Here is a 26,983-nt window from a genome sequence, read left to right as displayed (position 1 = left end):
GATCCCGCCACCGGTCTCGATACGGGCTCCGCCCTACTCGACCACCGAACAGGAATGAGACAGCCATGGAATTCGGAGCGGTCCTCCAGACCAACCCGCCGGCGTCGCGCACGATCCAGCTCGCGAAGCTCGCCGAGGTGCACGGGTTCAGCCACGTGTGGACGTTCGACTCGCACCTGCTGTGGCAGGAGCCGTACGTCATCTACAGCCAGATCCTCGCGCAGACCCAGCGCATCAAGGTCGGCCCGTTCGTCACCAACCCCGCCACCCGCGACTGGACGGTGACGGCGTCGACGTTCGCGACCCTGAACGAGATGTACGGCAACCGCACGGTCTGCGGCATCGGCCGCGGCGACTCGGCGGTGCGGGTCACCAACGGCAAGCCGACCACGATGGCCGAGCTTCGCGAATCGATCCACGTCATCCGCGAGCTCGCGAACTCCCGGCCCGTCGAGTACAACGGATCGACCCTGCAGTTCCCCTGGTCGAAGGGCTCCGAACTCGAAGTGTGGGTCGCGGCGTACGGGCCGATGGCGCTCAAGCTGACCGGCGAGGTCGGCGACGGCTTCATCCTGCAGCTCGCCGACGTCGACATCGCCGAGTGGATGATCAAGACGGTGCGGGATGCCGCGGAGCAGGCCGGGCGCGACCCGATGTCGGTCAAGTTCTGCGTCGCCGCGCCCATGTACATCGGCGACGACTGGGCGCACATGCGCGACCAGTGCCGCTGGTTCGGCGGCATGGTCGGCAACCACGTCGCCGACATCGTCGCCAAGTACGGCGCCCACGGCACCGTGCCCGACGCGCTGACCGACTACATCCGCGGACGCGAGGGCTACGACTACAACTCGCACGGCAAAGCCGACAACGACCACGTCGACTTCGTACCCGACGAGATCGTCGAACGCTTCTGCGTGCTCGGTTCGGCCGACCAGCACATCCAGAAGCTCGAGCAGCTCGCCGAGCTCGGCGTCGACCAGTTCGCCGGCTACCTCCAGCACGACAACAAGGAGGAGACCCTGCGCGTCTACGGCGAGACCGTGATCCCGGCGATGACCGAGCACATCAGGGCGAAGGCATGACGCGACCTCCGGGGGCCGCGAGGCGGCGCTGGTCGGCGGTCGCGTGGGGCGTCGGGGGCATCCTCCTGCTCGTCGCCCTGTGGGAGGCGTACAAGCTGCTCGGGCCCGCCGACGGCGTCGTCCTCGGCGAGACCCGAGTGCTGCCCCGCACCTCCGACCTCGCGATGCCGCACGTCTGGGACATGCTCACCCGGCTCGCCGAACCGGTCACGCGCTCGCCGTCGGCGCCGCCGCTCTGGGCCGCGATCGCGCTCGCCGCGCTCACGACGCTGGGCATCGCCGCGGCCGGATGGCTCGTCGGCATGGTCGTCGGCATCGGGCTCGCGCTCGTCATGCAGCGGTGGCGGATCGCCGAGTGGGGCCTGCTGCCATGGATCATCCTCAGCCAGACGGTGCCGCTGATCGCGTTCGCACCCGTGGTGAAGAGCTGGGGATCGCGCGTCGAGATCGGCTCGTTCGAGTGGCAGGACTGGATGTCGGTCGCCCTGATCGCGAGCTACCTCGCGTTCTTCCCGATCGCGGTGGGCGCGCTCAAGGGCCTGCAGTCGCCCGACCGCATCCACGCCGAGCTCATGCAGACCTACGCCGCCGGGTACTGGGCGACGCTGCGCAAGCTCCGGTTCCCCGCCGCCGTGCCGTACCTGCTGCCCGCGCTCCGGCTCGGAGCGGCGAACGCCGTGGTCGGCGCCGTCGTCGCCGAGGTCTCGACCGGCCTGCAGGGCGGCATCGGGCGACTGCTGATCCAGTTCGCCGGTCAGGCGTCGGGCGACCCCGCGAAGGCCTGGGCGCCGATCTTCGGCGCGATCGTGCTCGGCCTCGTGGCTGCCGGCTCAGTGGCGCTGCTCGGCGCGATCCTCAAGAACTACCGCAGAACGGAGCAGGCGGCATGACCGACCCCTCGACCGAATCCGCAGCGGCGGTGGGCGCCGCCCCGTCGACCACCGCACCGGCCGTGCACGTCGCCGGCGTCGACAAGGTGTTCGACACCCGCACCGGGCAGGTGCAGGCGCTCGAGGGCATCGACCTCGCCGTCGCGCCGGGCGAGTTCGTCTCGCTCATCGGGCCGTCGGGCTGCGGCAAGTCGACGCTCATGCGGCTCATCGCCGATCTCGACGAGCCGACGTCGGGTGACCTGCGCGTGTTCGGCAAGACCGCGAAGCAGGCGCGGCTCGACCAGGACTACGGCATCGCGTTCCAGCAGGCCGGGCTCCTGCCGTGGCGCACGGTCGCGGGCAACGTCGCCCTGCCGCTCGAACTGCACGGCGTGGCGACGGCAGCCCGACGCGACCGCGTCGCGGAGTTGCTCGACATGGTCGGGCTCGCCGACTTCGCCGACCGCTACCCCGACCAGCTCTCGGGCGGCATGCAGCAGCGCGTCGCGATCGCGCGGGCGCTCGCCGAACGGCCCCGCCTGCTGCTCATGGACGAGCCGTTCGGTGCGCTCGACGAGATGACCCGCGAGAAGATGCAGGGCGAGCTCGTGCGCATCTCGGGCGAGACGGGTGCCGCGGTCGTGTTCGTCACGCATTCGATCCCCGAGGCCGTCTTCCTCTCCGACCGGGTCGTGGTGATGAGCCCGAGGCCGGGACGCATCCAGGAGGTCCTCGAGATGCGCCTGGGCGCGGATGCCGCGCGCGCCGCAGACGGCCGCGCCGGCACCGGACGCACCGAGGCGCTGCGCGAGGACCGCGCGTTCTTCGAGATGGTCACCGCCGTGCGCGAGGCGCTGCACGGGTCGCCCGTCCCTTCGACAGGCTCAGGACGGCGCGGCGGCGCCCGCGGGGTGGAGACGCGCTGATGGCCACGACCACGACGACCACGCGGGCCACGGCCGTCGCGGGAGCGCGCATCGGCGGCGGTGCCGCGGCCCGCTCCCGCCGCGAGGCCGTGCTGCGGGTCGTGGCGCCCGTCGCCGTCGGGCTCATCGTGCTCGGCGCGTGGCAGTTCCTCGTGAGCGTCGTCGGCGTCTCCGACTACCTGCTCCCGAGCCCGGCGTCGATCGTCGAGGAGTTCGTCGCCTACTGGCCGTCGATCCTCTCGGCGGCGATCATCACCGGCACGAACGCGCTCGTCGGCCTCGTCGCCGGCACGATCCTCGGGCTCGCGCTCGCCGCGCTGGCCGCGAGGTGGCGGGCCATCGACCTGATGAGCGCACCGGTGGTCGCCGCGATCGCGGTCGTGCCGATCGTCGCGCTCGCCCCCGTGCTCAACTCCATGTTCGGCGCCGACAGCCAGTTCGGTCGCCAGGCCATCGCCGCCCTCGCCTCGTTCGTGCCGGTCTTCGTGAACACGCTGCGCGGCTTCCGGCAGACGGCACCGGTGCACCGCGACCTGATGAAGGCGTATGCGGCCACCTCGGGCCAGGTCCTGCGCACCATCACGCTGCCGACCGCGCGTCCCTTCATGCTCACCGGCATCCGCATCGCCTCGTCGCTCGCCGTGATCTCCGCGCTCGTCGCCGAGTACTTCGGTGGCCCGCGCGGCGGCCTCGGCTCGCTCATCTCGACCTCGGCCGCGTCGAGCGCGTATGCCCGGGCGTGGGCGTACGTCGTCGCATCCATCGCGCTCGGCCTGCTCTTCTACCTCGCGACGCTGCTCCTCGAACGCCTGGTCCAGCCGCACCGCACCCAGCCGCACCGCACCGGGGGAGGTGCGCGATGACGCGCCCCGCCCTCGGATGCCGCGCGCACGCCGTCCTCGCACCGCGAGGCGAACCGCACCACCGCACCACGCGCCACGCGGCGCACCACGTTCCGCACCATCCCGCATCACACCCCACGGAAGGACCGACATGAAGCACAGCAGAGGCCGCCTCGCGGCACTCGGCGCGATCGCCGCGAGCGCGGCGCTCGTCCTCGCGGCCTGCTCGGGCGGCGGCACCGAATCCGGCGACTCCGGCGACGGCTCCGGCGAGCTCACGCCCGTCAAGCTCCAGCTCCAGTGGCTCCCGCAGGGCCAGTTCGCCGGCTACTTCGCGGCCGCCGACCAGGGCTTCTTCGAGGAGGAGGGCCTGGACGTCGAGATCATCCCCTCCGGCGGCGACATCGTGCCGCAGGACGCGCTGGCCAACGGCGACGTCGACTACGCGATCGCCTGGGTGCCGAAGGTGCTCGGCTCGATCGAGCAGGGCGCGAACCTCACGAACATCGCCCAGATCTTCCAGCGCTCCGGCACCCTCCAGGTGTCGTGGGCCGACTCGGGCATCGAGTCGGTCGCCGACTTCGAGGGCAAGAAGATCGGCTCGTGGGGCTTCGGCAACGAGTGGGAGATCTTCGCGGCCATGGCCGCCGAGGGCCTCGACGCCACGACCGTGCAGATCATCACCCAGGACTTCAACATGAACGCGTTCCTGTCGGGAGACATCGACGCGGCCCAGGCGATGACGTACAACGAGTACGCGCAGCTGCTCGAGTCGGTGAACCCCGACACCGGTGAGCTCTACACCGAGGACGACTTCAACGTCATCTCGTACGAGGACACCGAGGGTGCCATGCTCCAGGACGCGATCTGGGCCGACACCGAGAAGCTCGAGAGCGACGAGGCGTACCAGGAGACCACGGTCAAGTTCCTCAAGGCCGTCATCAAGGGCTGGATCTACGCGGCCGAGAACCCCGAGGAGGCGTCCGAGATCACGATCGCGGCCGGCTCCGGCTGGGGTCCGAGCCACGAACTCTGGATGGTCAACGAGACGAACAAGCTCATCTGGCCGTCGCCGTCGGGCATCGGCGTGATCGACGAGGCCGCCTTCCAGAAGACCGTCGACGGCGCGCTCGCCGCGGTCAACGAGGCCGGCGCCCACCTCATCACCGAGGAGCCCCCGGCCACGGCCTGGAGCAACGAGTGGATCCAGCAGGCGCTCGACGAGCTCGAGGGCGAAGACCTCGACCTCACGGGCGAGGGCTTCGAGCCCATCGACGTCACCCTCGAAGAGGGCGGCAACTAGCGGGACCGGTGGTCGAGTAGCGCGGAGCGCGTATCGAGACCCGTCCTGGATCTCGATACGTCGCTTCGCTCCTACTCGATCACCGGACGGCGGCGGGGCCATCCCGCCTCACGGAAAGGCAGCACCCATGACCGACACCGACGACCTCGCGCGCGAACTCGATCGCGAGCACGTCTTCCACTCCTGGTCGGCGCAGTCGCAGACCTCCTCGCTCGTCGTCGCGTCGGGGCGCGGATGCCGCGTGTGGGATCACGCCGGCAACGAGTACCTCGACTTCTCGAGCCAACTGGTGAACGTCAACATCGGGCACCAGCACCCCGCGGTCGTCTCGGCGATCCGCGAGCAGGCCGAGCTCCTCACGACCATCGCCCCGTCGACGGTGAACCTGGCGCGCGGCGAGGCCGCGAAACGCATCGTCGACCGGGCGCCCGAGGGCTTCCGACGCGTCTTCTTCACCAACGGCGGTGCCGACGCGAACGAGAACGCCATCCGGATGGCCCGGCTCACGACCGGCCGCGACAAGATCCTCTCGACCTACCGCTCGTACCACGGCAACACCGGCGCGGCCGTCGTGGCCACCGGCGACTGGCGGCGCGTACCCAACGAGTTCGCCCGCGGCCACGTGCACTTCTTCGGCCCGTACCCGTACCGCTCCGAGTTCTGGGCGACGACGCCCGAGCAGGAGACCGAGCGGGCGCTGCAGCACCTGCGCCGCGTGATCGAGTCGGAGGGGCCGTCGACGATCGCCGCGGTCCTCCTCGAGACCGTCGGCGGCACCGCCGGCATCCTCATCCCGCCGCCCGGGTACCTGGCCGGGGTGCGCGAACTCTGCGACCGCCACGGCATCCTGCTCATCCTCGACGAGGTGATGGCCGGGTTCGGCCGCACCGGCCGGTGGTTCGCGTTCGACGGCTACGACGTGCGCCCCGACCTCATCACCTTCGCGAAGGGCGTGAACTCGGGGTACGTGCCGGCGGGCGGGGTCATCATCGACGGGCCGATCGCCGAGCAGTTCGACGAACGCGTGTTCCCCGGCGGGCTCACGTACTCGGGGCATCCGCTCGCGATGGCGTCGATCGTGGCGACGATCGACGCGATGACCTCGGAGGGCATCGTCGAGCACGCCCGGGCGATCGGCGACACGGCGATCGCGCCGGGCCTCGCCGAACTCGCCGACAAGCACGCCGTCATCGGCGAGGTCCGCGGCGAGGGCGTCTTCTGGGCGCTCGAACTCGTCGCCGACCGCGAGTCCCGCGAGCCGCTCGCGGCGGCGGCCATGGGCCGCATCAAGGCCGGCCTCGTGCAGCGAGGCCTGCTGCCGTTCATCCAGGACAACCGCATCCACGTGGTGCCCCCCTGCGTCGTGACCGAGGACGAGGTCGCCCAGGCGATGTCGATCTACGATGAGGTCCTGGGCACCGCACTCGAAGGAGAGGGCTGACCATGAGCCAGACGATCACCGGAACCCCCGATCAGGCGGCAGGCGTCGCCACGGTCGAGCACTGGATCGGCGGGAGAGCCGTCGCCGGAGCATCCGACCGCTCGGGACCCGTCTACGACCCGGCCAAGGGCGTCGAGACGAAACGCGTGCGCTTCGCGAGCGTCGACGACGTGGACCTCGCCGTGCGGGCCGCCGCCGACGCGTTCCCGGCGTGGCGCGACACGTCGATCGCGAAGCGGCAGCAGGTCATGTTCGCGTTCCGCGAGCTGTTGAACGCGCGCAGCGACGAGCTCGCCGCGATCCTCACGAGCGAGCACGGCAAGGTGCTCGGCGACGCCGCCGGCGAGATCGCGCGCGGCCTCGAGGTCGTCGAGCTCGCGTGCGCCATGCCCGGGTACACGAAGGGCGAGTACTCCGAGAACGTGTCGACCGGCATCGACGTCTACACCGTGCGCCAGCCGCTCGGCGTCGTCGGCATCATCTCGCCGTTCAACTTCCCCGCGATGGTGCCGCTGTGGTTCTTCCCGATCGCGATCGCGTCCGGCAACACGGTCGTGCTGAAGCCCAGTGAGAAGGACCCGTCGGCGGCAGTCTGGCTCGCCCGCCTGATGCAGGAGGCGGGACTTCCCGACGGCGTGCTGAACGTCGTGCACGGCGACAAGGTCGCGGTCGACGCGCTGCTCGAGCATCCGACCGTGCGCTCGATCTCGTTCGTGGGATCGACCCCGATCGCGAGGTACATCTACGAGACGGCCTCGGCGAACGGCAAGCGCGTGCAGGCCCTCGGCGGCGCGAAGAACCACATGCTCGTGCTGCCCGACGCCGACCTCGACCTCGCGGCCGACGCCGCCGTCAACGCGGGCTTCGGTTCGGCGGGCGAGCGCTGCATGGCCGTGTCGGTCGTGCTCGCGACCGACACGATCGCCGACGAGCTCGTCGCGAAGGTGCGCGACCGGATGGGCGGGTTGAAGACCGGCGACGGCACCCGCGGCACCGACATGGGGCCGCTCATCACGCGCGAGCACCGCGACAAGGTCGCCGGGTACGTCGACGTCGCGTCCGCCGACGGCGCCGACGTCGTGGTCGACGGCAGGGGCATCGAGGTCGACGGCGAGCCCGACGGCTTCTGGCTCGGGCCGACCCTCGTCGACCGGGTGCCGACCTCGTCGGCCGTGTACCGCGACGAGATCTTCGGACCGGTGCTCTCGGTCGTGCGGGTCGAGGGGTACGAGCAGGGGCTCGAGATCATCAACGGCTCCCGCTACGGCAACGGCACCGCGATCTTCACCAACGACGGCGGTGCCGCCCGGCGCTTCCAGCGCGAGGTCACGGTCGGCATGGTCGGCATCAACGTGCCGATCCCGGTGCCGGTCGCGTACCACTCGTTCGGCGGCTGGAAGGAGTCGCTGTTCGGCTCGGCCAAGTCGTACGGCCCGCACGGGTTCGAGTTCTTCACGCAGGAGAAGGCGATCACCTCGCGCTGGCTCGACCCGAGCCACGGCGGCGTCGACCTGGGGTTCCCGCGGCACGACTGAGGCGGGCGCCGGCGGTCGAGGCCGGCGGCTCGGGCCGCGGCCCTACCGCGCGGTGAACGCCGCGATACGGGCCTGGGCGTCGGCGGTCTCGAACGCCTGCCCGATCGTCACGGCCTCGTCGTCGAGCGAGACGGCGAACGGGCGCTCGCTCGCGGCGCGCACGAGGCGCTTCGCCTGCCCGAACGCCCCGGTGGCGCCGTCGACCCAGGTGCGTGCGATCTCCTCGACGCGGGCCGCGAGGCGATCGGTCGCGACGACCTCGGTCACGAGCCCCCACTCGAGCGCCTCGGCCGGGCCGAGGGTGCGGGAGGTCAGCACGAGCTCGAGCGCGCGACGAGTGCCGACGGCCTCCGGCAGCAGCCAGCTCACGCCGCAGTCCGGCGTCAGCCCGGCATCCGCGTACCGGCTCGAGAACGACGCGGCGTCGGATGCGACGATCAGGTCGGCGACGAGCATGAACCCGAGTCCGCCGCCCGCGACGGGGCCCTGCACGGCCGCGACGATCGGCTTGTCGCTGTTCCGAAGCACCTGGTGGCCCTCGTGGATGACGTCGGCGAGCTTCGTGATCGTGCGGCCGGCCCCGTCGCCGTCGCCGGCGAGCTCGCGCATCGCCCGCAGGTCGCCGCCGGCGCAGAACGCGCGGCCCGCGGCATCCAGGATCACGGCGCCGACGTCGGCCCGCCCGGCGACGTCGTGGGCGATGTCGCGCCACCGTTCGATGGCGGCCGGATCGACCGCGTTGAGGCGATGCGGTCGGTTCAGCGTGATCCGGGCGACCCCGTCGACGACGGAGAGGAGGACGGCATCGGCTTCGGCTGCATCGCTCATGAGGGCCGAGTCTATTCGGCGGATCCGGCGGCGGGCGCGTGCGATCGCACCAGCCGGGCGGCGTGCGACACGAGCACGTCGAGCACGGTTCGCACGGCCAGTCGCTCGGCGACGTCGGGCCGCACGAGCGCGACGATCTGACGAGCGGATGCCACGCCGCGCAGCGGCCGACGGACGAGGCCGGGAGGGAGCTGCCCCGACGTGTACCGGGGGATGAACGCGACGCCGAAGCCGTGTTCGACGAACGCCTCGACGATGCGCATGTCGCTGAACCGCTGGGCGACCTCCACCCGCTGTCCGCCGACCTGCTCGATCTCGTGCAGGATGCGCTCGAACGGGAATCCGGGCGGCACGCCGATCCAGGTCTCGTCGACGAGGTCCTGCGAGGTGACCGACGTGCGTGCGGCCAGTCGGTGACCGGCGGGGAGGAGGATGTCGAGGGGCTCGGTGAGCAGGGGGACCACGGTGAGCCCGCGACCGCCCCACGGCAGGACGCCGGGCATGGTGTGTGCGAGCACGATGTCGTACTCGTTCGCGAGGTCGGTGAATCCGCTGAGCTCGGGGTCGAGGTCGGTCGCGCGGACGACGAGGCCGGTGATGCTCCCGAGGTCGACGAGGACTCCGGGCAGGATCGTGGCTCCGACGGTCGGGAAAGTGACCATGGTGACCTCGCCGCTCGGGTGGTTGCGGAACTCGTCCCAGAGCGCGGTCGCGCGCTCGAGCGCCACCGCGACCTCGGTCGCCGAACGCGCGAGGGCGTGCCCGGCGCTGGTGAGCACGACGCCGCGTCCGCTGCGCTGCGTGAGCGGCATGCCGGCTTCGCGCTCGAGGACCTTGAGCTGTTGGGAGACCGCGGAGGGGGTGCGTCCGGTCGCCTCGGCGACGGCGGTCACGCTGCCGCGCTCGGCGAGTTCCCTGAGCAGATCGAGGCGGCGAACATCCATGTAGTAACGCTACATGTTCCGTAAAGGTCTGTGCGATTGTGCTGAATGGTTTTCTGGGCGATGATTGAGGCGTCGAACACGTGCAATGGAGCCTCCGTCGCTCGACCGCCACCTCTACGAAAGGCCTTGCCGTGTTCTCCGCTGTCGTCCTCCTCTCCATCCTCGGCGTCATCTCGCTCGCCGGCGTCGCGAGCTCGCTCGTCGTCGTCGCACGCGACGGCTACCGCCGGATGCCCAAGGAGCAGTTCGCCCGCACCGTCTAGGTCGCGCGCGCCGGGGCTCGGTCGCCCCGTTTTCGAAGGGCCGCTGCGCGGGGGAGGGACACCCCGCGGAGCGGCCCTTCGTCATTCGGCCGGCGGCGCATCGGGGTGATGGTTGGGGGGACCGCGATGCGTCGCCCACATCCGGCGACGGCGTGGTCGGCGGCACCGTCGGTGCATCCCGCCGATCGTCCCGGGTCGACACGTCCGCGGCACCGGCGTTAGCGTGAGAGCGCGGGCGCCGCTCGGCGCCCCCGGACTGCGCGGGGAGGGCGGCGCATGGCCGACTCGAACGACGATGCGATGCTGCGGCAGTTCCTGCTCGGACTCGCCGAAGGGCTCAACGCCGCCCAGGAATCCGTCGACCGGATCGGTGAGCGGCTCGCCGAGATCGCCGCCGCCTACGATCGCCGCGACATCCAGTTCGTCGTGCTCCCGACCATGATCATCGTCGACAGCGGAGCCGGGCAGGGTGGTCGCGTCGGACTCCGGACCGCCGTCAACCCGCAGTTCCGGCTCGACCAGATCGCCGCGCTCTACGAGCTCGTGGCCCTGGCGCGCGCCGGCTCCGTCGATCCGGAGCGCGGGATCGAGCGCCTGAACCAGATCGGGGCGATGCGGCCGCGGCATCGCTGGCAGGTGCGCGTGCTCGGTCACGCGATCCTCACGACCGGCCTCGCCCTGCTGCTCACGCCCACCTGGCAGGGGCTGCTCGTCGCGTTCGGGCTCGGCGCCGTGCTCGGGCTGGCGAAGCTCATCCGCTCGCCGACGCTGCAGCTCGTGTTCCCGGTCGTCGCGGCCTTCGTCTCGGCGATCACCGTATTCCTCCTCTCCGAGGTGGTGCCGATCGGCAACCCGCTCGAACTGCTCATCGCCCCGCTCGTCACGTTCCTGCCGGGCAGCGCGCTCACGACCGCGACGATGGAGCTGGCGGCGGGCCAGATGATCGCCGGGGCCTCGCGCCTGATCACCGGCCTCGTGCAGCTCGCCCTGCTCTCGTTCGGCATCCTCGCCGCGGGCACGGTGGTCGGCGTCGGAGCGTGGAGCTACGAGGTGCTCGGCGGATCGGGCGACCAATTGCCGTGGTGGACCGCCGCGGCCGGGGTCCTCCTCATCGCCGTCGGCGACCTGCTGCACTTCTCGGCGCCGGGCCGGGCCTTCGGATGGGTGCTGCTCGCACTCGTCGTCGCCTACTTCGGCCAGGCGATCGGCGAGCTCATCGCGGGTGCGACCGTGAGCGGGTTCGTCGGAGCGCTCGCGATGACCCCCGTCGTCCTGTGGATCTCGGACCTGCGACGAGGCGTGCCGTCGCAGCTCACCTTCCTCCCGGCGTTCTGGCTCCTGGTGCCCGGCGCAGCGGGCGTGGCCGGCCTCACCGAGGCATTCGGCACCGAGAGCGGCGTGGGCGACTTCGTCACCGCACTCACGTCGATCATGGCGATCGCACTCGGAGTGCTCATCGGCACCGCGCTCTACCGCGTCGTCCACCGTGGAGCCGAAGAGCTCGCGAACTTCCACATCGAGTTGCCTTCGGCAGACGACGAGGCAGCGGAACCGCCGTTCTGGGCCAGGCTCGTGCCGGGGAGCCGGGATTCGTTCTGGACGCGCCGGCCGAAGCCGAGGCGTCGGCCGGACGGCACCCGCGCGGCGCTCGAGCAGTCGACGGCCGAGCCGGAACGCATCGAAGCCGACGCCGATCCAGCCTCGGCGGGACGGCCCGACGGCGAGTCGGCTCGGGAGATGCGCGATCGGGATTCCTGAGGATTCACCTCCATACGCCCGGTGAGCACCGCGTACACTCGACGGGTGACCCAGCCAGACCCCCGGGCCGCCGCCGACGTGCGCCGCCGCCTGATCGACCACATCTCCGCCGAGGCGGTGTTCCACGGCGACTTCACGCTCACGAGCGGCAAGAAGGCGACGTACTACGTGGACCTCCGCAAGGTGAGCCTCGATCACCGCGTCGCGCCCCTCATCGGCCAGGTCATGCTCGACCTCATCTCCGAGGTCCCCGACATCGCCGCCGTCGGCGGCATGACGATGGGCGCCGACCCCATCGCGTCCGCCATCCTCCACCAGGGCGCGGCCCGCGGTCTCGCGTACGACGCATTCGTCGTGCGCAAGGAGCCGAAGGACCACGGTCGCGGCAAGCAGGTCGAGGGTCCCGAGCTCGCCGGCAAGCGCGTGATCGTGCTCGAGGACACCTCGACGACCGGCGGCTCGCCGCTGAAGGCGATCGAGGCGTTGCGCAAGGTGGGCGCCGAGGTCGCGGCGGTCGCCGTCGTGGTCGACCGGGCCACCGGCGCGCGCGAGGTCATCGAGGCCGAGGGCGTGCCCTACCTCTACGCCATCGGTCTGGAAGACCTGGGACTGGCCTGATGCGTTCGGGCGGCGGGCGCGGCGACGCATTCGAAGACGACGGGGCGGACTGGCTGCTCGGTGCGTTCGACCGTGCGTCCGACCCGTCGACGGCGCCCGTGCCCCTCTCGGAGGAGCCTGCCCAGCCGTTCTCGCCGTTCGCCTTCGAGGCACAGGAGCAGGCCCGGGGATTCCCGTCGGCTCCGGTGCCGCCTGCGGAGCCGTTCCGGCCTGCCGCGCCGTTCGAGCCGGCAGCGTTCGAGCCTGCGGCGTATGCGCCTGAACCCGTCGAGCCGGAGCCCCTCCGTCCGGAGCCGGTACGCCGTCACCAGGAGATCGACGACTGGTTCTCGCTCGCGGAACCGGCTGCGCCCGCAGCGCAGGCCGGCCCGTCGGATGCCCCGCCGCACGCCCAGCCGGTGATCGGGGGGCCGATGGTGACGCCGCAGCCCGAGGCGCTCCAGCAGTTCACGCCGCCGTCCCGGTTCGCCGAGCCCGCTCCCGTGCAGGATGCACCGACGTGGGCGCCGCCGCCCGCCCCGGCGCCGCAGCCGCCCGCGTCCGCACCGTACGCGCCGGCCCCGGAGGTGCCGCCCGGGCCGGTGACGCCCGCCGCGCCGTTCGCGCTCCAGTGGGGCGAATCGTCGGGTGGACCGACCGCGCAGACCAGTGCGGAGGCCTCCCTCCGTGCAGCGTTCGCCCGACTGTCGCAACCCGACGAGTTCGTCGATCCCGTTCCGGCGGAGCACCGAGACCAGGGCCTCGCCGAGGCGACCGACGGTACGGCGTCATGGATGCCCGAACCCACTGCGCCGCCCGTGGCGCGGCAGTCGTTCACGCCGGCGGCGCCGCGCACCGTGGGCGACTACGACGCGGAGATCTGGTCGGCACTGTCCGAACCCGACCCGGCGGTTCCGGCACCGGCCCCGCAGCCCGAACCCCGATACGACGCCGTGCAGTGGATGCCGCAGGCAGACGACCAGCAGTACGGGGACGCTCCGCGGTATGCCGAACCCGATCCGTGGGCGCAGGCGCAGCAGTATGCCGAGCCGCAGCCGTACGCCGAACCGCAGTACGACGGGACCGGCGGATTCGCCGACGCTCCGCAGTACGCCGAGCCGCAGTACGACGGGACCGGCGGATTCGCCGAAGCTCCGCAGTACGCCGAGCCGCCGCAGCCGTACGCGGAGCAGGACCCGTGGGCACAGCCCGTTCCCGCCGAGCCGATGCAGTGGGCGACCCCGCAACAGCCCGTCGAGCACGACCCGTGGGCGCAGCCGCAGCAGCCCTTCGCAGGCGATGACTACGCCGAGCCGGTCGGGTACGCCGAGCCGGCAGGGTACGCCGAGCCGGTCGGGTATGCCGAGCCCGCCGGTGACCCCGAGCCCGAGCCGTATGTCGACCCGGTGCAGTGGGCGCCCCGTGCCTCGTCCTCGCAGCCGGCGCAGCCTCCGGGCGCGCCCCTGACGAACGACGCCCCGCGATTCGACGGTGATCCGCTCCCCTTCCTCGAGGTCCGCGGCCCTGCCGCCGATCTCGAGCCGGTCGCGGCTCAGCACTGGTCCTTGGACGCTCCAGATGAGTCCATGGCCCAGGCGCCGCGCGCCAGGGCCCCGTTCCCGGCTTTCGCCTCCGTCCGCTGGGACGATGCCGACCCTGAGCAATCCGATCCGGAGCCTCCCGTCGACGACCTGCTCGCCGCGCTCGGATCCGGACGCGCCGCGCACCCCACGATCCCGGCGCCCGAACCGGTCGCTCCGGACTCCGGCCCGTCCGGACCCGGCGACGGCGACGACTTCTCGTCGCTCGGGTTCGGCGCCTTCGACGAGGACCCCGACCCGTTCGATTCGGATGACGCCGTCCTCGACGGGGATCCCAGGGGCCTCGACTCCCGGGCCGACACCCTCGCGTACGGCCGGCCCTTCGCCGACCCGGTGCAGGGGGTTGGGCCGGACGCCGATGAGCCGACGTACGCCTGGAACCTTCGGGCCGATCCGCACGCGGCCGATCCGAAGGCCGACCTCGAGGCTCCCGCACCGGATGGCGCCGAGGTGGAGCCGCGACCGGAGCGGCGGACCTGGCTCGCGTCGGCCGAGGAGTCGGCCCAGGCCGACCCGCTCCCGACGGCGCCGTACGACCGCACGGCGCAGTACGACCGCACGGCGCAGTACGACCGCACGGCGCAGTACGACCCGACGTCGCCCTACGGCGAGGCGCCGCGGTCGGATGCCTCGAATGCCGAGTCGACCGACACCGGCCTGACGGCGTTGTTCGGCGCGTCGGCCGTCGCGGCCGGAGCCGTTCCGTCTGCGCAGGGCCCCGGCCGCGCCGGTGCGCAGCCGTTCGCGGCGGCCGGCGGACCGGTCGGATCGACCGGGCCACGAGGATCGGCCGGGCCGGCGGGAGCCGCGGCGGGCTCGCGTCCGCCCGGCGGCGCGGGGTCTTCGGGCACGAACGGCTCCGGCTCCGGCGGCGGTCTTCCGAAGACGCTGATCTGGGTCGCCGGCGGGCTTGCCGCGCTGCTGATCGTCGCCGGTCTGTTCTGGTTCGGCACCCGGCTCGGCGGCGGCTCCGGCACCGCAGCCCTGCCGAGCGGGTCCGCCGGTGCCGAGACGACGGCCGCGCAGACCGCCACCGCGACGCCGCCGCCCGTGCCGACGGCGATCCAGCCGCCGGGCGTGCACGCGTGGGACACGATGTTCGGCGGTGAGTGCATCGAGCCCTTCGCCGGTCCGTGGGCCGAGGAGTTCACCGTGGTCGACTGCGCCGCTCCGCATGGCGCGCAGCTCGTCTACCGTGGTTCGCTCAGCGACGACCCGGCGGCGCCGTTCCCCGGCGAGGCCGAGGCCGGCGCGGCGGCACAGGCTCATTGCGTGTCCGCCGGCGTCGTCGACGTCGCGGCGGCCGCAGGTATCCCCGACCTGCAGATCCAGTCCGCGTACCCGGTGACCGAGGCCCAGTGGACGGCGGGCGTCCGCTCGTACTACTGCTTCGTGAACCGCGCCGGTGGCGAACTCCTCACCGCGTCGCTGCAGGGCACCGGCCCGACCGCATGAGTTCCCGGGTCGTCGTCTTCGGGTCGCTGAACGTCGACGCGACCTGCTACGTCGACGCCTTCGCCCGGCCCGGCGAGACGATCTCGGCTTCCGGGTTCCGGCTCGCGCTCGGTGGCAAGGGCACCAACCAGGCCGTCGCAGCGCACGTCGCCGGAGCCGAGGTCGACCTGCTCGCCCGCATCGGCGACGATGCGAACGGCGCGCTCGCGACCGAGACCCTCGAACGCCTCGGCCTGTCGACCCGGCATCTGGAGCGGATACCGGATGCGCCGACCGGCGTCGCCCTCATCACCGTCACCGCGTCGGGAGAGAACACCGTCGTGGTCGCGGGCGGCGCGAACCTGGACTGGACCGCCGCCGACGTCGAGCTCCGTGGCGACCGGCTGGCCGGTGCGGACATCGTCCTCACGCAGGGCGAGCTCCCCGCCGAAGTGGTCGACCGTGTGGCGGCGGCAGCCGCCGAGGCCGGCATCCGATTCGTGCTCAACCTCGCTCCCCCGGTACCGGTCGCAGCGTCGACGCTGGCGCTCGCCGACCCGCTGGTCGTGAACGAGCACGAGGCCCGCCAGGTCGGCATCGGCCCCCATCTCGACGGCACCGATGCCGATGCCGACGATCTCGTCGACGGCGCCGAGCTCGACGTCTGGCGCGAGGCCACGGCCGCCGCGGTCCGCTCCGGCCTCGCCCGATCCCTCGTGGTGACGCTCGGCGCGGCCGGTGCCGTCGCCGCGACGGAGACCGAGACCGTCGCCGTGACGGCGCCGACCGTGCAGGCGGTCGACACGACCGGTGCCGGCGACGGATTCACCGGCACCCTCGCCGCCTTCCTCGCCGAGGGCCGCGGGCTCGACGACGCCGTCCGCATCGCGGTCGCCGCGGCCTCGCTGGCGGTGCAGCATCCCGGAACGGTCGACGCGTACGCCTCGCGCGAGCGCGTGCTCGAGGCATCCGACGCCGTGACCGGCCGGAAGGGCGGCGCGTGAGCCTCCCCGTCATCGTCGACTGCGATCCCGGGCACGACGACGTGTTCGCGCTCTGGCTGGCGGCGGGGCATCCGGCACTCGACCTGCTCGCGGTGACGACGGTCGGCGGCAACGTGCCGCTCGAGCACACGGGTCGCAATGCGCGCATCGCCCTGACGGTCGCCGGCGTCACCGACGTGCCGGTCGCCGCGGGCGCGGCGGGTCCGCTCAGCCGCGCCCTGTCGACCGCCGAGTGGATCCACGGCGAGAACGGGCTCGGCGGGCCCGAGCTCCCCGAGCCGGCGTTCGAGCTCGACCCGCGAAGCGCGACCGACCTCATGGCCGACACGCTGGCGGAGGCATCCGAACCCGTGGCGATCATCGCGACCGGGCCGATCACGAACGTCGCCGTGCTGGTGCGCGACCGACCCGACGTCGTGTCGCGGATCCGCGAGATCGTGTGGATGGGCGGTTCGACCGAGCGCGGCAACGTCACGCCGTACGCGGAGTTCAACGCGTGGGTCGACCCCGAGGCGCTGGACGTCGTGCTGCGCAGCGGCGTGCCGTTCACGATGGTCGGGCTGAACGTCACGCATCGCGCGCTCGTCACGGCCGAGGTGCGGGCGCGGCTGGCCTCGATCGGCACGGGCACGTCGGCGTTCGGCGACGAACTGCTCGAGTTCTTCTGCCGCACCAACGACGAGGTGTTCGGCATGCCCGACGGACCGCTGCACGACCCGGTCGCCGTCGCGGTGCTCGCCGATCCCGGTTGCGTCGATGTCGTGCGGACCCGCCTCGACGTCGAACTCGTCGGCACCGAGACCGTCGGTGCCACCGTGGCCGACCTCGACGGGATGCTCGCCCGCGAGCCGAACGCCGCCGTCGCGATCGGCATCGACGTCGAACGGTTCTGGAGCGGGCTCGAGCAGGCGGTCTCGCGGCTCGCGTGACGGCGGATGACGCGGCCGCGTCGTCCGCCCCGTGACGAAGCGTTGCGTCGCAGCCGGGTTCGGATGACCCGCGGCGTCGTCGTGTCGCGCCGTCTTTCGCCGCGCGACGGCAGGTGACCCGGTCGCTCGCGGATGCGCCGCGAGCCCTTCAGCATGGTGGCTTCCGACCCACGACACCGGCCGCCGGCCGCCGAAGGAGCCGCACCATGACCACACGATCCCGAGCACTCGCGCTGCTCGCCGCGAGCACCGCCGCGACGTTCGCCCTCGCGGGCTGCGCGGCCGGCACGGTCTCCGACGAGGCCGACGGGCAGCCCGTCGACGGCGGGTCGATCGTCTACGGCCACCAGCAGGAACCCGCGTGCGTGTTCGGCGGCTGGATCGAGCAGTCGTACCTGAGCTACAACGTCCTCGACAGCCTGGTCGCCCTCGACGAGGACCACCAGGTCGTCCCCTGGCTCGCCGAGGAGTGGAACGCGAGCGACGACGGCCTGCACTGGACCTTCTCGCTCAAGCCCGACGTGACGTTCACCGACGGCACCGCCGTCGACGCCGAGGCCGTCGCGTACAACTTCGAGTACTGGGTGAACGGCGGCGGCAACAGCACCGCACTCGCCTGGCTGGGCGGCTACTACGAGTCGGCCGAGGTCGTCGACGAGCTGACCGTGCGGGTGAACCTGTCCCAGCCCTACCCGCGGCTCGCGGACAACCTCACGCAGGGATACTTCGGCATCCAGTCGCAGCAGGCGCTCGAGACGCGGACCAAGGAGGAGAACTGCGCGCAGCCGATCGGCAGCGGCGCGTTCACCGTCGACCACTGGACGCGCGGCCAGGAGATCGTGCTCACGCGCAACGCCGACTACACGTCGTGGCCAGCGAACGCCCGCCACACCGGTCCGGCGCACGTCGAGGAGGTGGTCTGGAAGTTCATCCCGGATGCCACGACCCGGGTCGCAGCCCTGAAGAGCGGCGAACTCGACGCGATCTACGACGTGCCGGCGGTGCAGTGGAAGCCGACCGGCGACGCCGGATTCGAGCTGCACAAGTACATCACCCCCGGCCGGCCGCAGCAGCTGACCTTCAACACCGCGCAGGGCCCGTTCACCGACGAGCGCGTGCGGCAAGCGTTCGCCTACGCGGTCGACCGGGAGCAGATCGTCGAGTCGATCGGCCAGGGCGTGATCCCCTACGAGGGCAACGGCGGGGTGAGCCAGACCACGCCCGGCTGGAGCGAGGACGCCGCGAACCGGTACTCCTACGACCCCGACCGCGCGAACGAGCTGCTCGACGAGGCCGGCTGGACCGATGCCGACGGCGACGGGACGCGCGAGCAGGGCGGCGAGCCGCTCGAGGTGACGCTGCCGTACTTCGCCGGCTCGATCATCAACGCCGACGGGGCATCCATCCTCCAGGGCGTCAAGGAGCAGGCCGAACAGGTCGGCTTCGCCGTCGACCTGATCCCGGTGCCGCAGGCCGAGGCGTTCGCGGGCGCGTACAGCAAGCCCGACGAGCGCGACATCTACCCCGGATACTGGACGGCGGTGACCAGCGGCATCCTCCAGATCAACTGGGGCGCGGGCGCCGGAGGCAACCCCAACAACTGGAACGCCTCGTTCACCGACTACCCCGAACTGCAGGCGATCATCCTGCAGGCCAACTCCGAGCCCGACGTCGAGGCGCAGAACGCGCTCTACGCGCAGGCGCAGGAGTACATCGCCGACCACGCGCTGGCCATCGGCGTCTACGACCGACTCTCCACGCTCGCCGTCTCGCCCGACCTGAAGGACGTCTGGCAGGAGCACGCACAGGGAGGACCGACCTTCTATGACGCGCACTTCGTCCAGTAGCACCGCCGTCTCGTCGACGGGCGCCGTGCTCGGCGGCGCCGCCCCGGTCGAACCGGGGCGGCCGCCGCGGGGCTTCGCCGTCCTGACGCTCATCGCCCGGAAGCTGGGCGGCGCGGTGCTCGTGCTGCTCGGTGCGGCCACCGCGGCGTTCTTCGCCCAGGCCTCGCTGCCCGGGGACCGGGCCACCGTCATCCTGAACATCCGCGCCGGCCAGGCGGTCGAGCGGACCGCGGAGGAGCTCGCGCCGATTCGTGCCGAGTACCACCTCGAGGACCCGCTCGTCCTGCAGTACCTGGGGTATCTCAAGGGCCTGTTCCTCGGCGACCTCGGGCTGTCGTACCAGCAGCATCGGCCGGTGGGCGCGATCATCGCCGACCAGCTCGGCGCGACGATCGTGCTCTCGCTGACCGCGATCGCGTTCGCGTGGATCATCATGGTGGTCTGGGTGACGCTCACGGCCGGCCGCGGACCCGCCGCGAACGCCGTCGGGGGCTTCGCGGACACCGTGGCGGCGGGCCTCCCGCACTACTGGCTCGGGATCATCCTCCTGCTCGTCTTCGCGCTCACGCTGGGTTGGTTCCCGGTGATCGGCGGCACGGGCCCCGTCGGGATCGTCCTCCCGGCACTCACGCTCGCGATCCCGCTCGCGGGATTCCTCGGGCAGGCCACCCGCACCGAGTTCGAACGCGCGCTGGACGCGCCGTTCGTGCTCACCGCGCGGACGCGGGGCATGGGCGACGTCGGCATCCGGCTCCGCCACGTGCTCCGGCACGCCGTGCTCCCCGCGGTCACGCTGTCGGGGTGGGCGCTCGGCGCCACCCTGTCCGGCGCGGTCGTCGTCGAGTCGGTGTTCGCGAGGCCCGGCATCGGGCAGGTGCTCGTGACCGCCGTGAGCAGCCAGGACATGCCCGTCGTGATCGGGATCGTGATGCTCATCGCCGGCTTCTACGTGATCGCGAACCTGCTCGTCGACCTCGCCTACGTGCTCATCGACCCGCGCCTGAGGAGGACCGCATGACCGCACTCACCGACCGCGCGCCCGCCGATCGCACGCCCGCCGATCGCCCGGACGCCGGGCCGGCGACCGACCGGCGCGCCTTCGCGCGCCGGCTCGCCGGGCACCCGTGGGACCTGTACGCCGCGCTCGCGGCGACCGCCGTCTTCGCGGTCGCCGCCCTGTGGCCGTACCTGCTGTCCGCCCAGGGCCCGTACGCGATGGACTTCGAGTCCACCCTCCAGCCGCCGTCGGCGGATCACTGGTTCGGCACCGACGAGGCCGGCCGCGACCTCTACGCCCGCGTCGTGCACGGCACGTCCGCCTCGCTCGGCGTCGGCATCGGGGCGGCGGGGGTGAGCCTCGCCATCGCCGTGGTGCTCGGCGGGCTGGCCGCACTCGGCAACCGGGTCGTCGCGGGGCTCGTGGGCTGGACGCTCGAGGTCGCCTTCGCCTTCCCCGCGCTGCTGCTCTCGCTCCTGCTCATCGCGGTCCTCGGCCCGTCGGCGCTCACGCTCGTGCTCGCGGTCGGGCTCGGCACGGCACCGGGCTACGCGCGCATGGTGCGCGGGCAGATCCTCGCCGCGAGGCGCGCGCCGTACGTCGAGGCCGCGGTCGCGCTGGGGCACTCGCGAGCACGCATCCTCCGCCGACATGTGCTGCCGAACGCCCTCCGGCCGCTGGTCGCCGTGTTCGCGTTGTCGATCGGCCAGTCGATCGTGTGGGCGTCGAGCCTGTCGTTCCTCGGGCTCGGCATCGCGCCGCCTGCACCCGAATGGGGCGCCCTGCTCGACGCCGGTCGCCAGTACATCACGGTCTCGCCGTGGCTCACGGTGATCCCGGGCCTGGTGATCGTGCTGCTTGCGCTCACGACCACGACACTCGGCCGCCACCTCCAGACGTTCCTCGAGAAGGGGGAGAGATGATGAGCACCATCCAGTCCGAGGCGGGGCCTGCGCTCGCCGCGGCGATCGACGACCTGCCGGCATTCCGTTCGCGGGTACGCGTACGCGACCTGTCGGTCGGATTCGAGACGCGCGACGGCATCCGACCCATCGTGCACGGCGTGTCGTTCGACCTCGACCCGGGGCAGTGCGTCGCGATCGTCGGAGAGTCGGGGTCGGGCAAGTCCGTCACCGCGCGGACGATCGTGGGCCTCACCGGTCGTGGGGCGCAGGTGCGCGCAGACGAGCTGGTGCTGCACGAGCGCGACGTGCGCCGGCTCGGCGAACGCCGGTGGCGGGGCATCCGCGGCCGTGAGGTCGGATTCATCCTGCAGGACGCGCTCGTGTCGCTCGACCCGCTCCGCCCGGTGGGCGCCGAGATCGAGGAGAGCCTGCGGCTGCACGGCTGGGGCGACCGCACCTCGCGGCGCCGGAAGGCCGTCGAGCTGCTGGGGGCGGTCGGCGTGCCGGCGCCCGAGCGGCGGGCGCGGCAGCGTCCCGACCAGCTGTCGGGCGGGCTCCGCCAGCGCGCGCTCATCGCGTCGGCGCTCGCGCTCGACCCCGACGTCGTCATCGCCGATGAGCCGACGACGGCGCTCGACGTGACCGTGCAGGCGCAGGTGCTCGCTCTCCTCGAGGACGCGAAGCGCCGCGGCTCGTCGATCCTGCTGATCAGCCACGACCTGTCGGTCGTCGCGCAACTGGCCGATCACATCCTCGTCATGCGGGACGGCCGGGTCGTCGAGCAGGGCCCGGCGGCCCGAGTGCTGCGCGAGCCGCACGAGGAGTACACCCGTGCGCTCATCGCGGCCGTACCCGACGAGGCCACCCGCGGCACGGCGCTCAGCCCAGAGGGTGCAGAGCTGCTGGTCGCGGCGCCGCCGCAGCCCGAGGTGCTCGACACGGTCGTGCTCGAGGCGACCGGGCTCGTGAAGCGGTTCCGCGGGCCCGACGGCGTCGCCACGACGGCGGTCGACGACGTATCGTTTCGGCTGCATCGCGGCGAGACGCTCGGGATCGTCGGCGAGTCCGGTTCGGGCAAGAGCACGACGGGTCGCATCGCGCTGGCCCTCGAGAAGGCGGATGCCGGCACGGTGACGTTGCTCGGCGAGCCGTGGACCGGGGTCCGCGAGACCCGGCGCCGGGCGTTGCGGTCGCGGATCGCCGTGGTGTCGCAGGATCCGTTGTCCAGCTTCGACCCGCGCTGGAACGTCGAACGCATCCTGCGCGATGCGCTCCCGGCGGACGTCCACCGCACGTCGGCCGGCCGCGACGAGCGGATCCTGGAACTGCTCGGCCAGGTGGGACTGCCGCCGGGCGTGCTCCGCCGCTTCCCTCGGACGCTCTCCGGCGGGCAGCGCCAGCGCATCGCGATCGCCCGCGCGCTCGCGACCGCGCCCGACATCATCGTGCTCGACGAGGCCGTCTCGGCCCTCGACGTGACGATCCAGGCGCAGATCCTCGACCTGCTCGTCGTCCTGCAACGGCGACTGGGCCTGTCGTACCTGTTCATCTCGCATGATCTCGGCGTCATCGCCCACCTCAGCCACCGCGTGCTCGTCATGAAGGACGGACGCGTGGTCGAGGAGGGCGCGCCCGACCGCATCTTCCACCACCCGGCGCACGAGTACACGCGCCGCCTCATCGCCTCCATTCCCGCATTCGAACCGAGGAGCCGGTCATGACCATCCCGCTGCACTTCAACGCGTTCGTGATGAACACGAACTCCCACATCCACCACGGCCAGTGGCGGCGCCCCGACGCCCGGCAGGTCGACTTCGAGGACGTGGAGGTCTGGATCGACCTCGCGAAGACGCTCGAGGCCGCGAAGTTCGACGCGCTGTTCTTCGCCGACGTGACCGGCGTCTACGGCGACGCGGACGCCGACTTCGACGTGTACATCCGCGAGGGGCTGCAGATCCCGTCGAACGACCCGATCCCGCTCGTGGCCGCGCTCGCCGTGCACACCGAGCGGATCGGCCTCGCGCTGACGTCGAACGTGGCCCAGAGCCATCCGTACCAGTTCGCCCGACAGGTCTCGACGCTCGACCACATCTCGAAGGGCCGCGTGGCGTGGAACATCGTGACGGGGCTGCAGGACAACGGCGCACGCAACTTCGGGTACCCGCGACTGACCGACCACGCCGAGCGGTACGCGTGGGCGGCCGAGTACGTCGACGTCGCCTACAAGCTCTGGGAGGGATCGTGGGAGGACGACGCCCTCCTCAAGGATCGCGAACGCGGCATCTACTCCGACCCGGCGAAGATCCACAAGATCCATCACGAGTCCGAGCGCTACTCGGTGCAGGGGCCGCACCTGCCCTCCCCGTCGCCGCAGCGCACGCCCGTGCTCTACCAGGCGGGCTCCTCGACATCGGGGCGCGCCTTCGCGGCGCAGCACGCCGAGGCGACGTTCATCATCGCGCCGAACCCGGCGCTCGCGAGGGAGCTCATCGACGACACGCGCAGGCAGGCCGTCGAAGCGGGTCGGCGGCCCGAGGACGTCAAGTTCTTCCAGGGCCTGTCGTTCGTGATCGGCGACACCGAGGAGGAAGCGCTGGCGAAGGCCGCCGAGTACGAGCGCTACGTGTCGATCGACGGCTACCTCGCGCACTCGGCGCTCGTCGACAAGACCGGCCGCGTCTACGATCCGGAGACGCCGATCAGGGACGTCGACACCAACACGGCGAAGGGCCTGACCGAGTGGGCCGCGAAGGCGATCACCGACCGTGAGCCGGTGGTCCGCGACGTCGCCCTGCTGATCTCGCGCTCGACGCGGATCGTCGGGACGCCCGAGCAGATCGCCGATGCGCTCGCCGAGTGGCAGGCGGCCGGCATCGACGGCGTCAACGTCATCAACTGGGTGATCCCGGGTTCGTTCGAGGAGTTCGCCGAGAAGGTCCTGCCGGTGCTCCGCGAGCGCGGCCTCGCGCAGCGCGAGTACGGTCCCGAGCCGACGCTGCGCGGCCGGCTCTTCGGCGCCGCGAGACTGAACGACCGTCACCCGGCGGCCCGGTATCGCGGGGCGTTCGGGCCGGGCGGATGGGCGGCCGCCGGTACGGATGCCTCAGCGCCGGATGCCTCAGCGCCGGATGCCGCACCGTCGCACACCCGGGAGGCGGGTGCCGCCGCATCCGATGCGTCCGAGCCGGCCGCGGCGGCGGGAGCGACGGCATGACCGCCGCGGCACCCGTGACCGGGACCGGCCTGGCCGCGGTCCGTGCGCGGTTCGCGCCGCTCTTCGAGGCGATCGCCGCAGCCGCGCCCGTGCACGAGCGCGAGGGGACGCGCCCGCACCGGGAGGTCGCCGAGCTCGCCGCGGCCGGCTTCGGGGCATTGCGCATCCCGACCGAGCTCGGCGGCGCCGGCCTGGGCGTCGAGGACTTCTTCGCCCTCCTCGTCGACCTCGCGGCCGCCGACTCGAACCAGCCGCAGCTCTGGCGCAACCACATCGCCTTCGTCGAGGATCGCCTCGCGGGCGGGACCGACGACGACCAGCGCAGGCTCCGGCGGATCGCGCGGGGCGACGTCATCGGCGGCGCGTGGTCGGAGGTCGGCTCGGCGGGCATCCTCGGCGACACCCGGCTCGAGCGCGTCGACGGGACCCTCCGCCTCAACGGCACGAAGTACTACAGCACCGGTTCGCTCTTCGCCGACGAGATCGGCGTGTTCGCGCTCGACGAGGCCGGCGACGCCAGGATCGCGCTGGTGGACGCGACGGCCGAGGGGGTCGAGTTGCGCGACGACTGGACGGGGTTCGGTCAGCGTGCGACCGGGAGCGGAACCACCGTGCTGCGCGACGTCGTCGTGGCCGACGAGGACGTCCTGCCGTTCGCGGAGCGGTCGCCCGTGCAGGAGGCGGTCTACCAGCTGGTGCTCGTCGCGACCCTCGCGGGCATCGGTCGGGCGGCGCGCGACGACGTGATCGGGCGGGTGCGCGCCCGCACGCGCACCCACGTGCACGCCAACGCCACCGTCGCCGCCGACGATGTGCAGGTCCAGCAGGTCGTCGGCCGAGTCGCAGCGCTCGCCGCGTCGGCCGAGGGCTCGGTGGGCCGCGCCGCGCGAGCGCTCGACGAGGCGATCCGTGCGGAGGAGGCCGCGGCGACGGCCGCGGCGCGTGCTGCCGCGATCGCGGTGTACGAGGCGCAGGTCTCGGTCGCACCGGCGGTGCTCGAGGCCTCCGCACTGCTGTTCGACGCCCTCGGGTCGTCGGGCGTGCAACGGGACGCCGCCCTCGACCGGCACTGGCGGAACGCGCGCACGGTCGCCTCGCACAATCCGCTCGTGTACAAGGAGCGGGTACTGGGCGACTGGTACCTGAACGCCGCGGACCCGCTCGCGATCTTCTCGACGGCGCTCCAAGGTGCCGCGGATGCCCCGGGGCCCGCCGACGACGCGGCACGGGAGGGGGACCGGGCATGACCGAGCGCAAGCAGCTCATCCTGAACCTCTTCGAGATGGCGTGCATCAGCCACATCTCGCACGGGCTCTGGCCGCTGGAGGGCAACAACCGCCACCGCTTCGACGAGCTCTCGTATTGGACCGAACTGGCGCAGATCCTCGAGGACGGCGGGTTCGACGCGGTGTTCCTCGCCGACGTGGTCGGCGCGTACGACGTGTTCCGCGACGGGCCGGAGACGGCGTTGCGCGAGGGCCTGCAGTCGCCGAACCTCGACCCGTTGCTCGTCGTGCCCGCGATGGCGGCGGTCACGCAGCGGCTCGGGTTCGGCGTGACGTTCTCGACGACGTACGAGCCGCCCTTCGCCTTCGCCCGGCGCGCCTCGACGCTCGACCACCTGACGAAGGGCCGGTTCGGCTGGAACGTCGTGACGAGCTACCTGCCGAACGCCGCGCGCAACTTCGGCCTGGACGGCGAAATCCCCCACGACCGCCGCTACGAGCTCGCCGACGAGTACCTCGACGTGCTCTACAAGCTGTGGGAGGGCTCGTGGGACGACGACGCGGTGGTGTACGACCGCGACCGCCGCATCGCGACCGATCCGACGAAGGTCAGGTACATCGACCACGTGGGTGAGGTGCACCGGGTCGCGGGTCCCCACCTCGTGCATCCTTCGCGGCAGCGGACCCCGGTCCTGTTCCAGGCGACGGGTTCGCCGGCCGGCACGGAATTCGCGGGACGGCACGCGGAGGTCGTGTTCACCGGCGGGCGCACCACCGAGGAGTTCCGCGCCAACGCGCGGGCGATGCGGGCGGCGGCGGTCCGCAACGGCAGGGCGGCCGACGACGTGAAGTTCATCGCGAGCGCGGTCGTCGTGGTCGGACGCTCCGAGGAGGAGGCCGACGAGAAATGGCGCCGCTACCGTGAGCACGCGAGCGTCGACGGGTACCTCGCGCACGCGAGCCTGCCGGTCGACCTGACCGTCGCGCCGCCCGACATCACGGTCCGGGAGGCGATCGAGCGATCGGGTCGCGAGTTGACGCGGTCGTCGTTCCTTCCGCTGCACCTCACGGTCGGGCAGCTGCTCGACGGTCTCGTGGGCGGCCGGCGGGAGCGGTTCCACGTGGTGGGAACCCCGAAGGTCGTGGCCGACGAGATCGAGCGGTGGCTCGACGAGGACGGCGTCGACGGCATCAACCTGCGCCAGTACCACTCGTTCGACACGGCCCGGGACTTCGCCGAGCTCGTCGTCCCCGAGCTCCGGCGTCGCGGGCGGCTGCCGGCGGAGGCGGCTGCCACGAGCCTGCGCGATCGCCTGTTCGGCCGGGGAGACCGGCTCCCGGACTCGCATATCGCCACGAGGTACCGCGGCGGAGCGAACCTCGATCGCCCGATCCCGCCGCTGGTGTTCCCTCCGGCCGCCGAGGTCGCGTGATC

Annotated in this window: 22 protein-coding genes; 20 read left to right on the top strand and 2 right to left on the bottom strand. The window is 72.1% G+C overall.

Annotated elements, in window-relative coordinates; all coding sequences use genetic code 11:
* The first annotated feature begins 65 nt into the window (after window positions 1–65).
* The 7 genes from ELQ40_RS17265 (at window position 66) to ELQ40_RS17235 (ending at window position 8,001) form a co-directional block, all read left to right on the top strand.
* Complete coding sequence (locus ELQ40_RS17265; RefSeq protein ID WP_127794800.1) at window positions 66–1,082, top strand: TIGR03842 family LLM class F420-dependent oxidoreductase; 1,017 nt, start codon at window positions 66–68, stop codon at window positions 1,080–1,082.
* Window positions 1,079–1,972 carry an ABC transporter permease gene (locus tag ELQ40_RS17260; RefSeq protein ID WP_127794799.1) on the top strand — a complete coding sequence of 298 codons (894 nt, stop codon included), beginning with the start codon at window positions 1,079–1,081 and terminating at the stop codon, window positions 1,970–1,972. The genes ELQ40_RS17265 and ELQ40_RS17260 overlap by 4 nt, the downstream gene beginning before the upstream one ends.
* Entirely contained in the window at window positions 1,969–2,880 is a 912-nt protein-coding gene (locus ELQ40_RS17255) for an ABC transporter ATP-binding protein (RefSeq protein ID WP_127794798.1), read from the top strand. The genes ELQ40_RS17260 and ELQ40_RS17255 overlap by 4 nt, the downstream gene beginning before the upstream one ends.
* Window positions 2,880–3,743: an ABC transporter permease gene (locus ELQ40_RS17250; protein ID WP_127794797.1), complete on the top strand. Its 864-nt coding sequence runs from the start codon at window positions 2,880–2,882 to the stop codon at window positions 3,741–3,743. The genes ELQ40_RS17255 and ELQ40_RS17250 overlap by 1 nt, the downstream gene beginning before the upstream one ends.
* A gap of 130 nt (window positions 3,744–3,873) precedes the next feature.
* Window positions 3,874–5,025 (top strand): ABC transporter substrate-binding protein, encoded by a 1,152-nt coding sequence (locus tag ELQ40_RS17245; protein ID WP_127794796.1) that lies wholly within the window; start codon window positions 3,874–3,876, stop codon window positions 5,023–5,025.
* Between the two features lie 127 nt (window positions 5,026–5,152).
* Entirely contained in the window at window positions 5,153–6,466 is a 1,314-nt protein-coding gene (locus ELQ40_RS17240; RefSeq protein ID WP_127794795.1) for an aspartate aminotransferase family protein, read from the top strand.
* A 2-nt stretch (window positions 6,467–6,468) separates the two neighbouring features.
* Window positions 6,469–8,001 carry a CoA-acylating methylmalonate-semialdehyde dehydrogenase gene (locus tag ELQ40_RS17235; RefSeq protein ID WP_127794794.1) on the top strand — a complete coding sequence of 511 codons (1,533 nt, stop codon included), beginning with the start codon at window positions 6,469–6,471 and terminating at the stop codon, window positions 7,999–8,001.
* A gap of 42 nt (window positions 8,002–8,043) precedes the next feature.
* Here the strand turns inward: ELQ40_RS17235 and ELQ40_RS17230 are convergent, their stop codons facing one another.
* Window positions 8,044–8,829 carry an enoyl-CoA hydratase/isomerase family protein gene (locus ELQ40_RS17230; protein WP_127794793.1) on the bottom strand — a complete coding sequence of 262 codons (786 nt, stop codon included), beginning with the start codon at window positions 8,827–8,829 and terminating at the stop codon, window positions 8,044–8,046.
* Window positions 8,830–8,840: 11 nt separating this feature from the next.
* Window positions 8,841–9,773, bottom strand: a complete 933-nt coding sequence (locus tag ELQ40_RS17225; protein ID WP_127794792.1) for a LysR family transcriptional regulator — start codon at window positions 9,771–9,773, stop codon at window positions 8,841–8,843.
* A 131-nt stretch (window positions 9,774–9,904) separates the two neighbouring features.
* On the opposite strand from ELQ40_RS17225, the gene ELQ40_RS19285 reads away from it, so the two are divergent.
* From ELQ40_RS19285 to ELQ40_RS17165, 13 genes are all read left to right on the top strand, one after another.
* Window positions 9,905–10,036 (top strand): hypothetical protein, encoded by a 132-nt coding sequence (locus ELQ40_RS19285; protein ID WP_255424707.1) that lies wholly within the window; start codon window positions 9,905–9,907, stop codon window positions 10,034–10,036.
* Between the two features lie 276 nt (window positions 10,037–10,312).
* The gene (locus ELQ40_RS17220) at window positions 10,313–11,794 is read left to right on the top strand and encodes a threonine/serine exporter ThrE family protein (RefSeq protein ID WP_127794791.1); all 1,482 of its coding nucleotides are present in this window, start codon (window positions 10,313–10,315) and stop codon (window positions 11,792–11,794) included.
* 45 nt (window positions 11,795–11,839) lie between these two features.
* A complete protein-coding gene (gene pyrE / locus ELQ40_RS17215) occupies window positions 11,840–12,412 on the top strand; it encodes an orotate phosphoribosyltransferase (protein ID WP_240665845.1) in 573 nt (190 codons plus the stop codon).
* Window positions 12,412–15,447 carry a septum formation family protein gene (locus ELQ40_RS17210; protein ID WP_127794790.1) on the top strand — a complete coding sequence of 1,012 codons (3,036 nt, stop codon included), beginning with the start codon at window positions 12,412–12,414 and terminating at the stop codon, window positions 15,445–15,447. The genes pyrE and ELQ40_RS17210 overlap by 1 nt, the downstream gene beginning before the upstream one ends.
* Window positions 15,444–16,430 carry a ribokinase gene (locus ELQ40_RS17205; RefSeq protein ID WP_127794789.1) on the top strand — a complete coding sequence of 329 codons (987 nt, stop codon included), beginning with the start codon at window positions 15,444–15,446 and terminating at the stop codon, window positions 16,428–16,430. The genes ELQ40_RS17210 and ELQ40_RS17205 overlap by 4 nt, the downstream gene beginning before the upstream one ends.
* Window positions 16,427–17,359 (top strand): nucleoside hydrolase, encoded by a 933-nt coding sequence (locus ELQ40_RS17200; RefSeq protein WP_127794788.1) that lies wholly within the window; start codon window positions 16,427–16,429, stop codon window positions 17,357–17,359. Before ELQ40_RS17205 ends, ELQ40_RS17200 begins: the two co-directional genes overlap by 4 nt.
* Before the next feature lie 206 nt (window positions 17,360–17,565).
* Entirely contained in the window at window positions 17,566–19,206 is a 1,641-nt protein-coding gene (locus tag ELQ40_RS17195; RefSeq protein ID WP_127794787.1) for an ABC transporter substrate-binding protein, read from the top strand.
* Entirely contained in the window at window positions 19,184–20,224 is a 1,041-nt protein-coding gene (locus ELQ40_RS17190) for an ABC transporter permease (protein WP_127794786.1), read from the top strand. Before ELQ40_RS17195 ends, ELQ40_RS17190 begins: the two co-directional genes overlap by 23 nt.
* Window positions 20,221–21,126, top strand: coding sequence for an ABC transporter permease (locus tag ELQ40_RS17185; protein WP_127794785.1), 906 nt, complete (start codon window positions 20,221–20,223; stop codon window positions 21,124–21,126). The genes ELQ40_RS17190 and ELQ40_RS17185 overlap by 4 nt, the downstream gene beginning before the upstream one ends.
* Complete coding sequence (locus ELQ40_RS17180) at window positions 21,126–22,829, top strand: ABC transporter ATP-binding protein (RefSeq protein ID WP_205649374.1); 1,704 nt, start codon at window positions 21,126–21,128, stop codon at window positions 22,827–22,829. Before ELQ40_RS17185 ends, ELQ40_RS17180 begins: the two co-directional genes overlap by 1 nt.
* Entirely contained in the window at window positions 22,826–24,322 is a 1,497-nt protein-coding gene (locus ELQ40_RS17175) for an NtaA/DmoA family FMN-dependent monooxygenase (protein WP_127794783.1), read from the top strand. Before ELQ40_RS17180 ends, ELQ40_RS17175 begins: the two co-directional genes overlap by 4 nt.
* Entirely contained in the window at window positions 24,319–25,569 is a 1,251-nt protein-coding gene (locus tag ELQ40_RS17170) for an acyl-CoA dehydrogenase family protein (RefSeq protein ID WP_127794782.1), read from the top strand. The genes ELQ40_RS17175 and ELQ40_RS17170 overlap by 4 nt, the downstream gene beginning before the upstream one ends.
* Window positions 25,566–26,981: an NtaA/DmoA family FMN-dependent monooxygenase gene (locus tag ELQ40_RS17165; RefSeq protein ID WP_127794781.1), complete on the top strand. Its 1,416-nt coding sequence runs from the start codon at window positions 25,566–25,568 to the stop codon at window positions 26,979–26,981. Before ELQ40_RS17170 ends, ELQ40_RS17165 begins: the two co-directional genes overlap by 4 nt.
* Window positions 26,982–26,983 lie beyond the last annotated feature (2 nt).

The organism is Agromyces sp. LHK192, from assembly GCF_004006235.1.
Lineage (GTDB): Bacteria > Actinomycetota > Actinomycetes > Actinomycetales > Microbacteriaceae > Agromyces.
The sequence above is the reverse complement of the archived record's forward strand: the minus strand, read 5'-3'. Positions and strand labels throughout refer to the sequence as shown.

Bases quoted from the DNA above. Each gene is read 5' to 3' on its own strand.
- ELQ40_RS17265 (WP_127794800.1), top strand. From the start codon at position 66: ATGGAATTCGGAGCGGTCCTCCAGACCAACCCGCCGGCGTCGCGCACG.
- ELQ40_RS17260 (WP_127794799.1), top strand. From the start codon at position 1,079: ATGACGCGACCTCCGGGGGCCGCGAGGCGGCGCTGGTCGGCGGTCGCG.
- ELQ40_RS17255 (WP_127794798.1), top strand. From the start codon at position 1,969: ATGACCGACCCCTCGACCGAATCCGCAGCGGCGGTGGGCGCCGCCCCG.
- ELQ40_RS17250 (WP_127794797.1), top strand. From the start codon at position 2,880: ATGGCCACGACCACGACGACCACGCGGGCCACGGCCGTCGCGGGAGCG.
- ELQ40_RS17245 (WP_127794796.1), top strand. From the start codon at position 3,874: ATGAAGCACAGCAGAGGCCGCCTCGCGGCACTCGGCGCGATCGCCGCG.
- ELQ40_RS17240 (WP_127794795.1), top strand. From the start codon at position 5,153: ATGACCGACACCGACGACCTCGCGCGCGAACTCGATCGCGAGCACGTC.
- ELQ40_RS17235 (WP_127794794.1), top strand. From the start codon at position 6,469: ATGAGCCAGACGATCACCGGAACCCCCGATCAGGCGGCAGGCGTCGCC.
- ELQ40_RS17230 (WP_127794793.1), bottom strand. From the start codon at position 8,829: ATGAGCGATGCAGCCGAAGCCGATGCCGTCCTCCTCTCCGTCGTCGAC.
- ELQ40_RS17225 (WP_127794792.1), bottom strand. From the start codon at position 9,773: ATGGATGTTCGCCGCCTCGATCTGCTCAGGGAACTCGCCGAGCGCGGC.
- ELQ40_RS17220 (WP_127794791.1), top strand. From the start codon at position 10,313: ATGGCCGACTCGAACGACGATGCGATGCTGCGGCAGTTCCTGCTCGGA.
- ELQ40_RS17210 (WP_127794790.1), top strand. From the start codon at position 12,412: ATGCGTTCGGGCGGCGGGCGCGGCGACGCATTCGAAGACGACGGGGCG.
- ELQ40_RS17205 (WP_127794789.1), top strand. From the start codon at position 15,444: ATGAGTTCCCGGGTCGTCGTCTTCGGGTCGCTGAACGTCGACGCGACC.
- ELQ40_RS17195 (WP_127794787.1), top strand. From the start codon at position 17,566: ATGACCACACGATCCCGAGCACTCGCGCTGCTCGCCGCGAGCACCGCC.
- ELQ40_RS17190 (WP_127794786.1), top strand. From the start codon at position 19,184: ATGACGCGCACTTCGTCCAGTAGCACCGCCGTCTCGTCGACGGGCGCC.
- ELQ40_RS17185 (WP_127794785.1), top strand. From the start codon at position 20,221: ATGACCGCACTCACCGACCGCGCGCCCGCCGATCGCACGCCCGCCGAT.
- ELQ40_RS17180 (WP_205649374.1), top strand. From the start codon at position 21,126: ATGAGCACCATCCAGTCCGAGGCGGGGCCTGCGCTCGCCGCGGCGATC.
- ELQ40_RS17175 (WP_127794783.1), top strand. From the start codon at position 22,826: ATGACCATCCCGCTGCACTTCAACGCGTTCGTGATGAACACGAACTCC.
- ELQ40_RS17170 (WP_127794782.1), top strand. From the start codon at position 24,319: ATGACCGCCGCGGCACCCGTGACCGGGACCGGCCTGGCCGCGGTCCGT.
- ELQ40_RS17165 (WP_127794781.1), top strand. From the start codon at position 25,566: ATGACCGAGCGCAAGCAGCTCATCCTGAACCTCTTCGAGATGGCGTGC.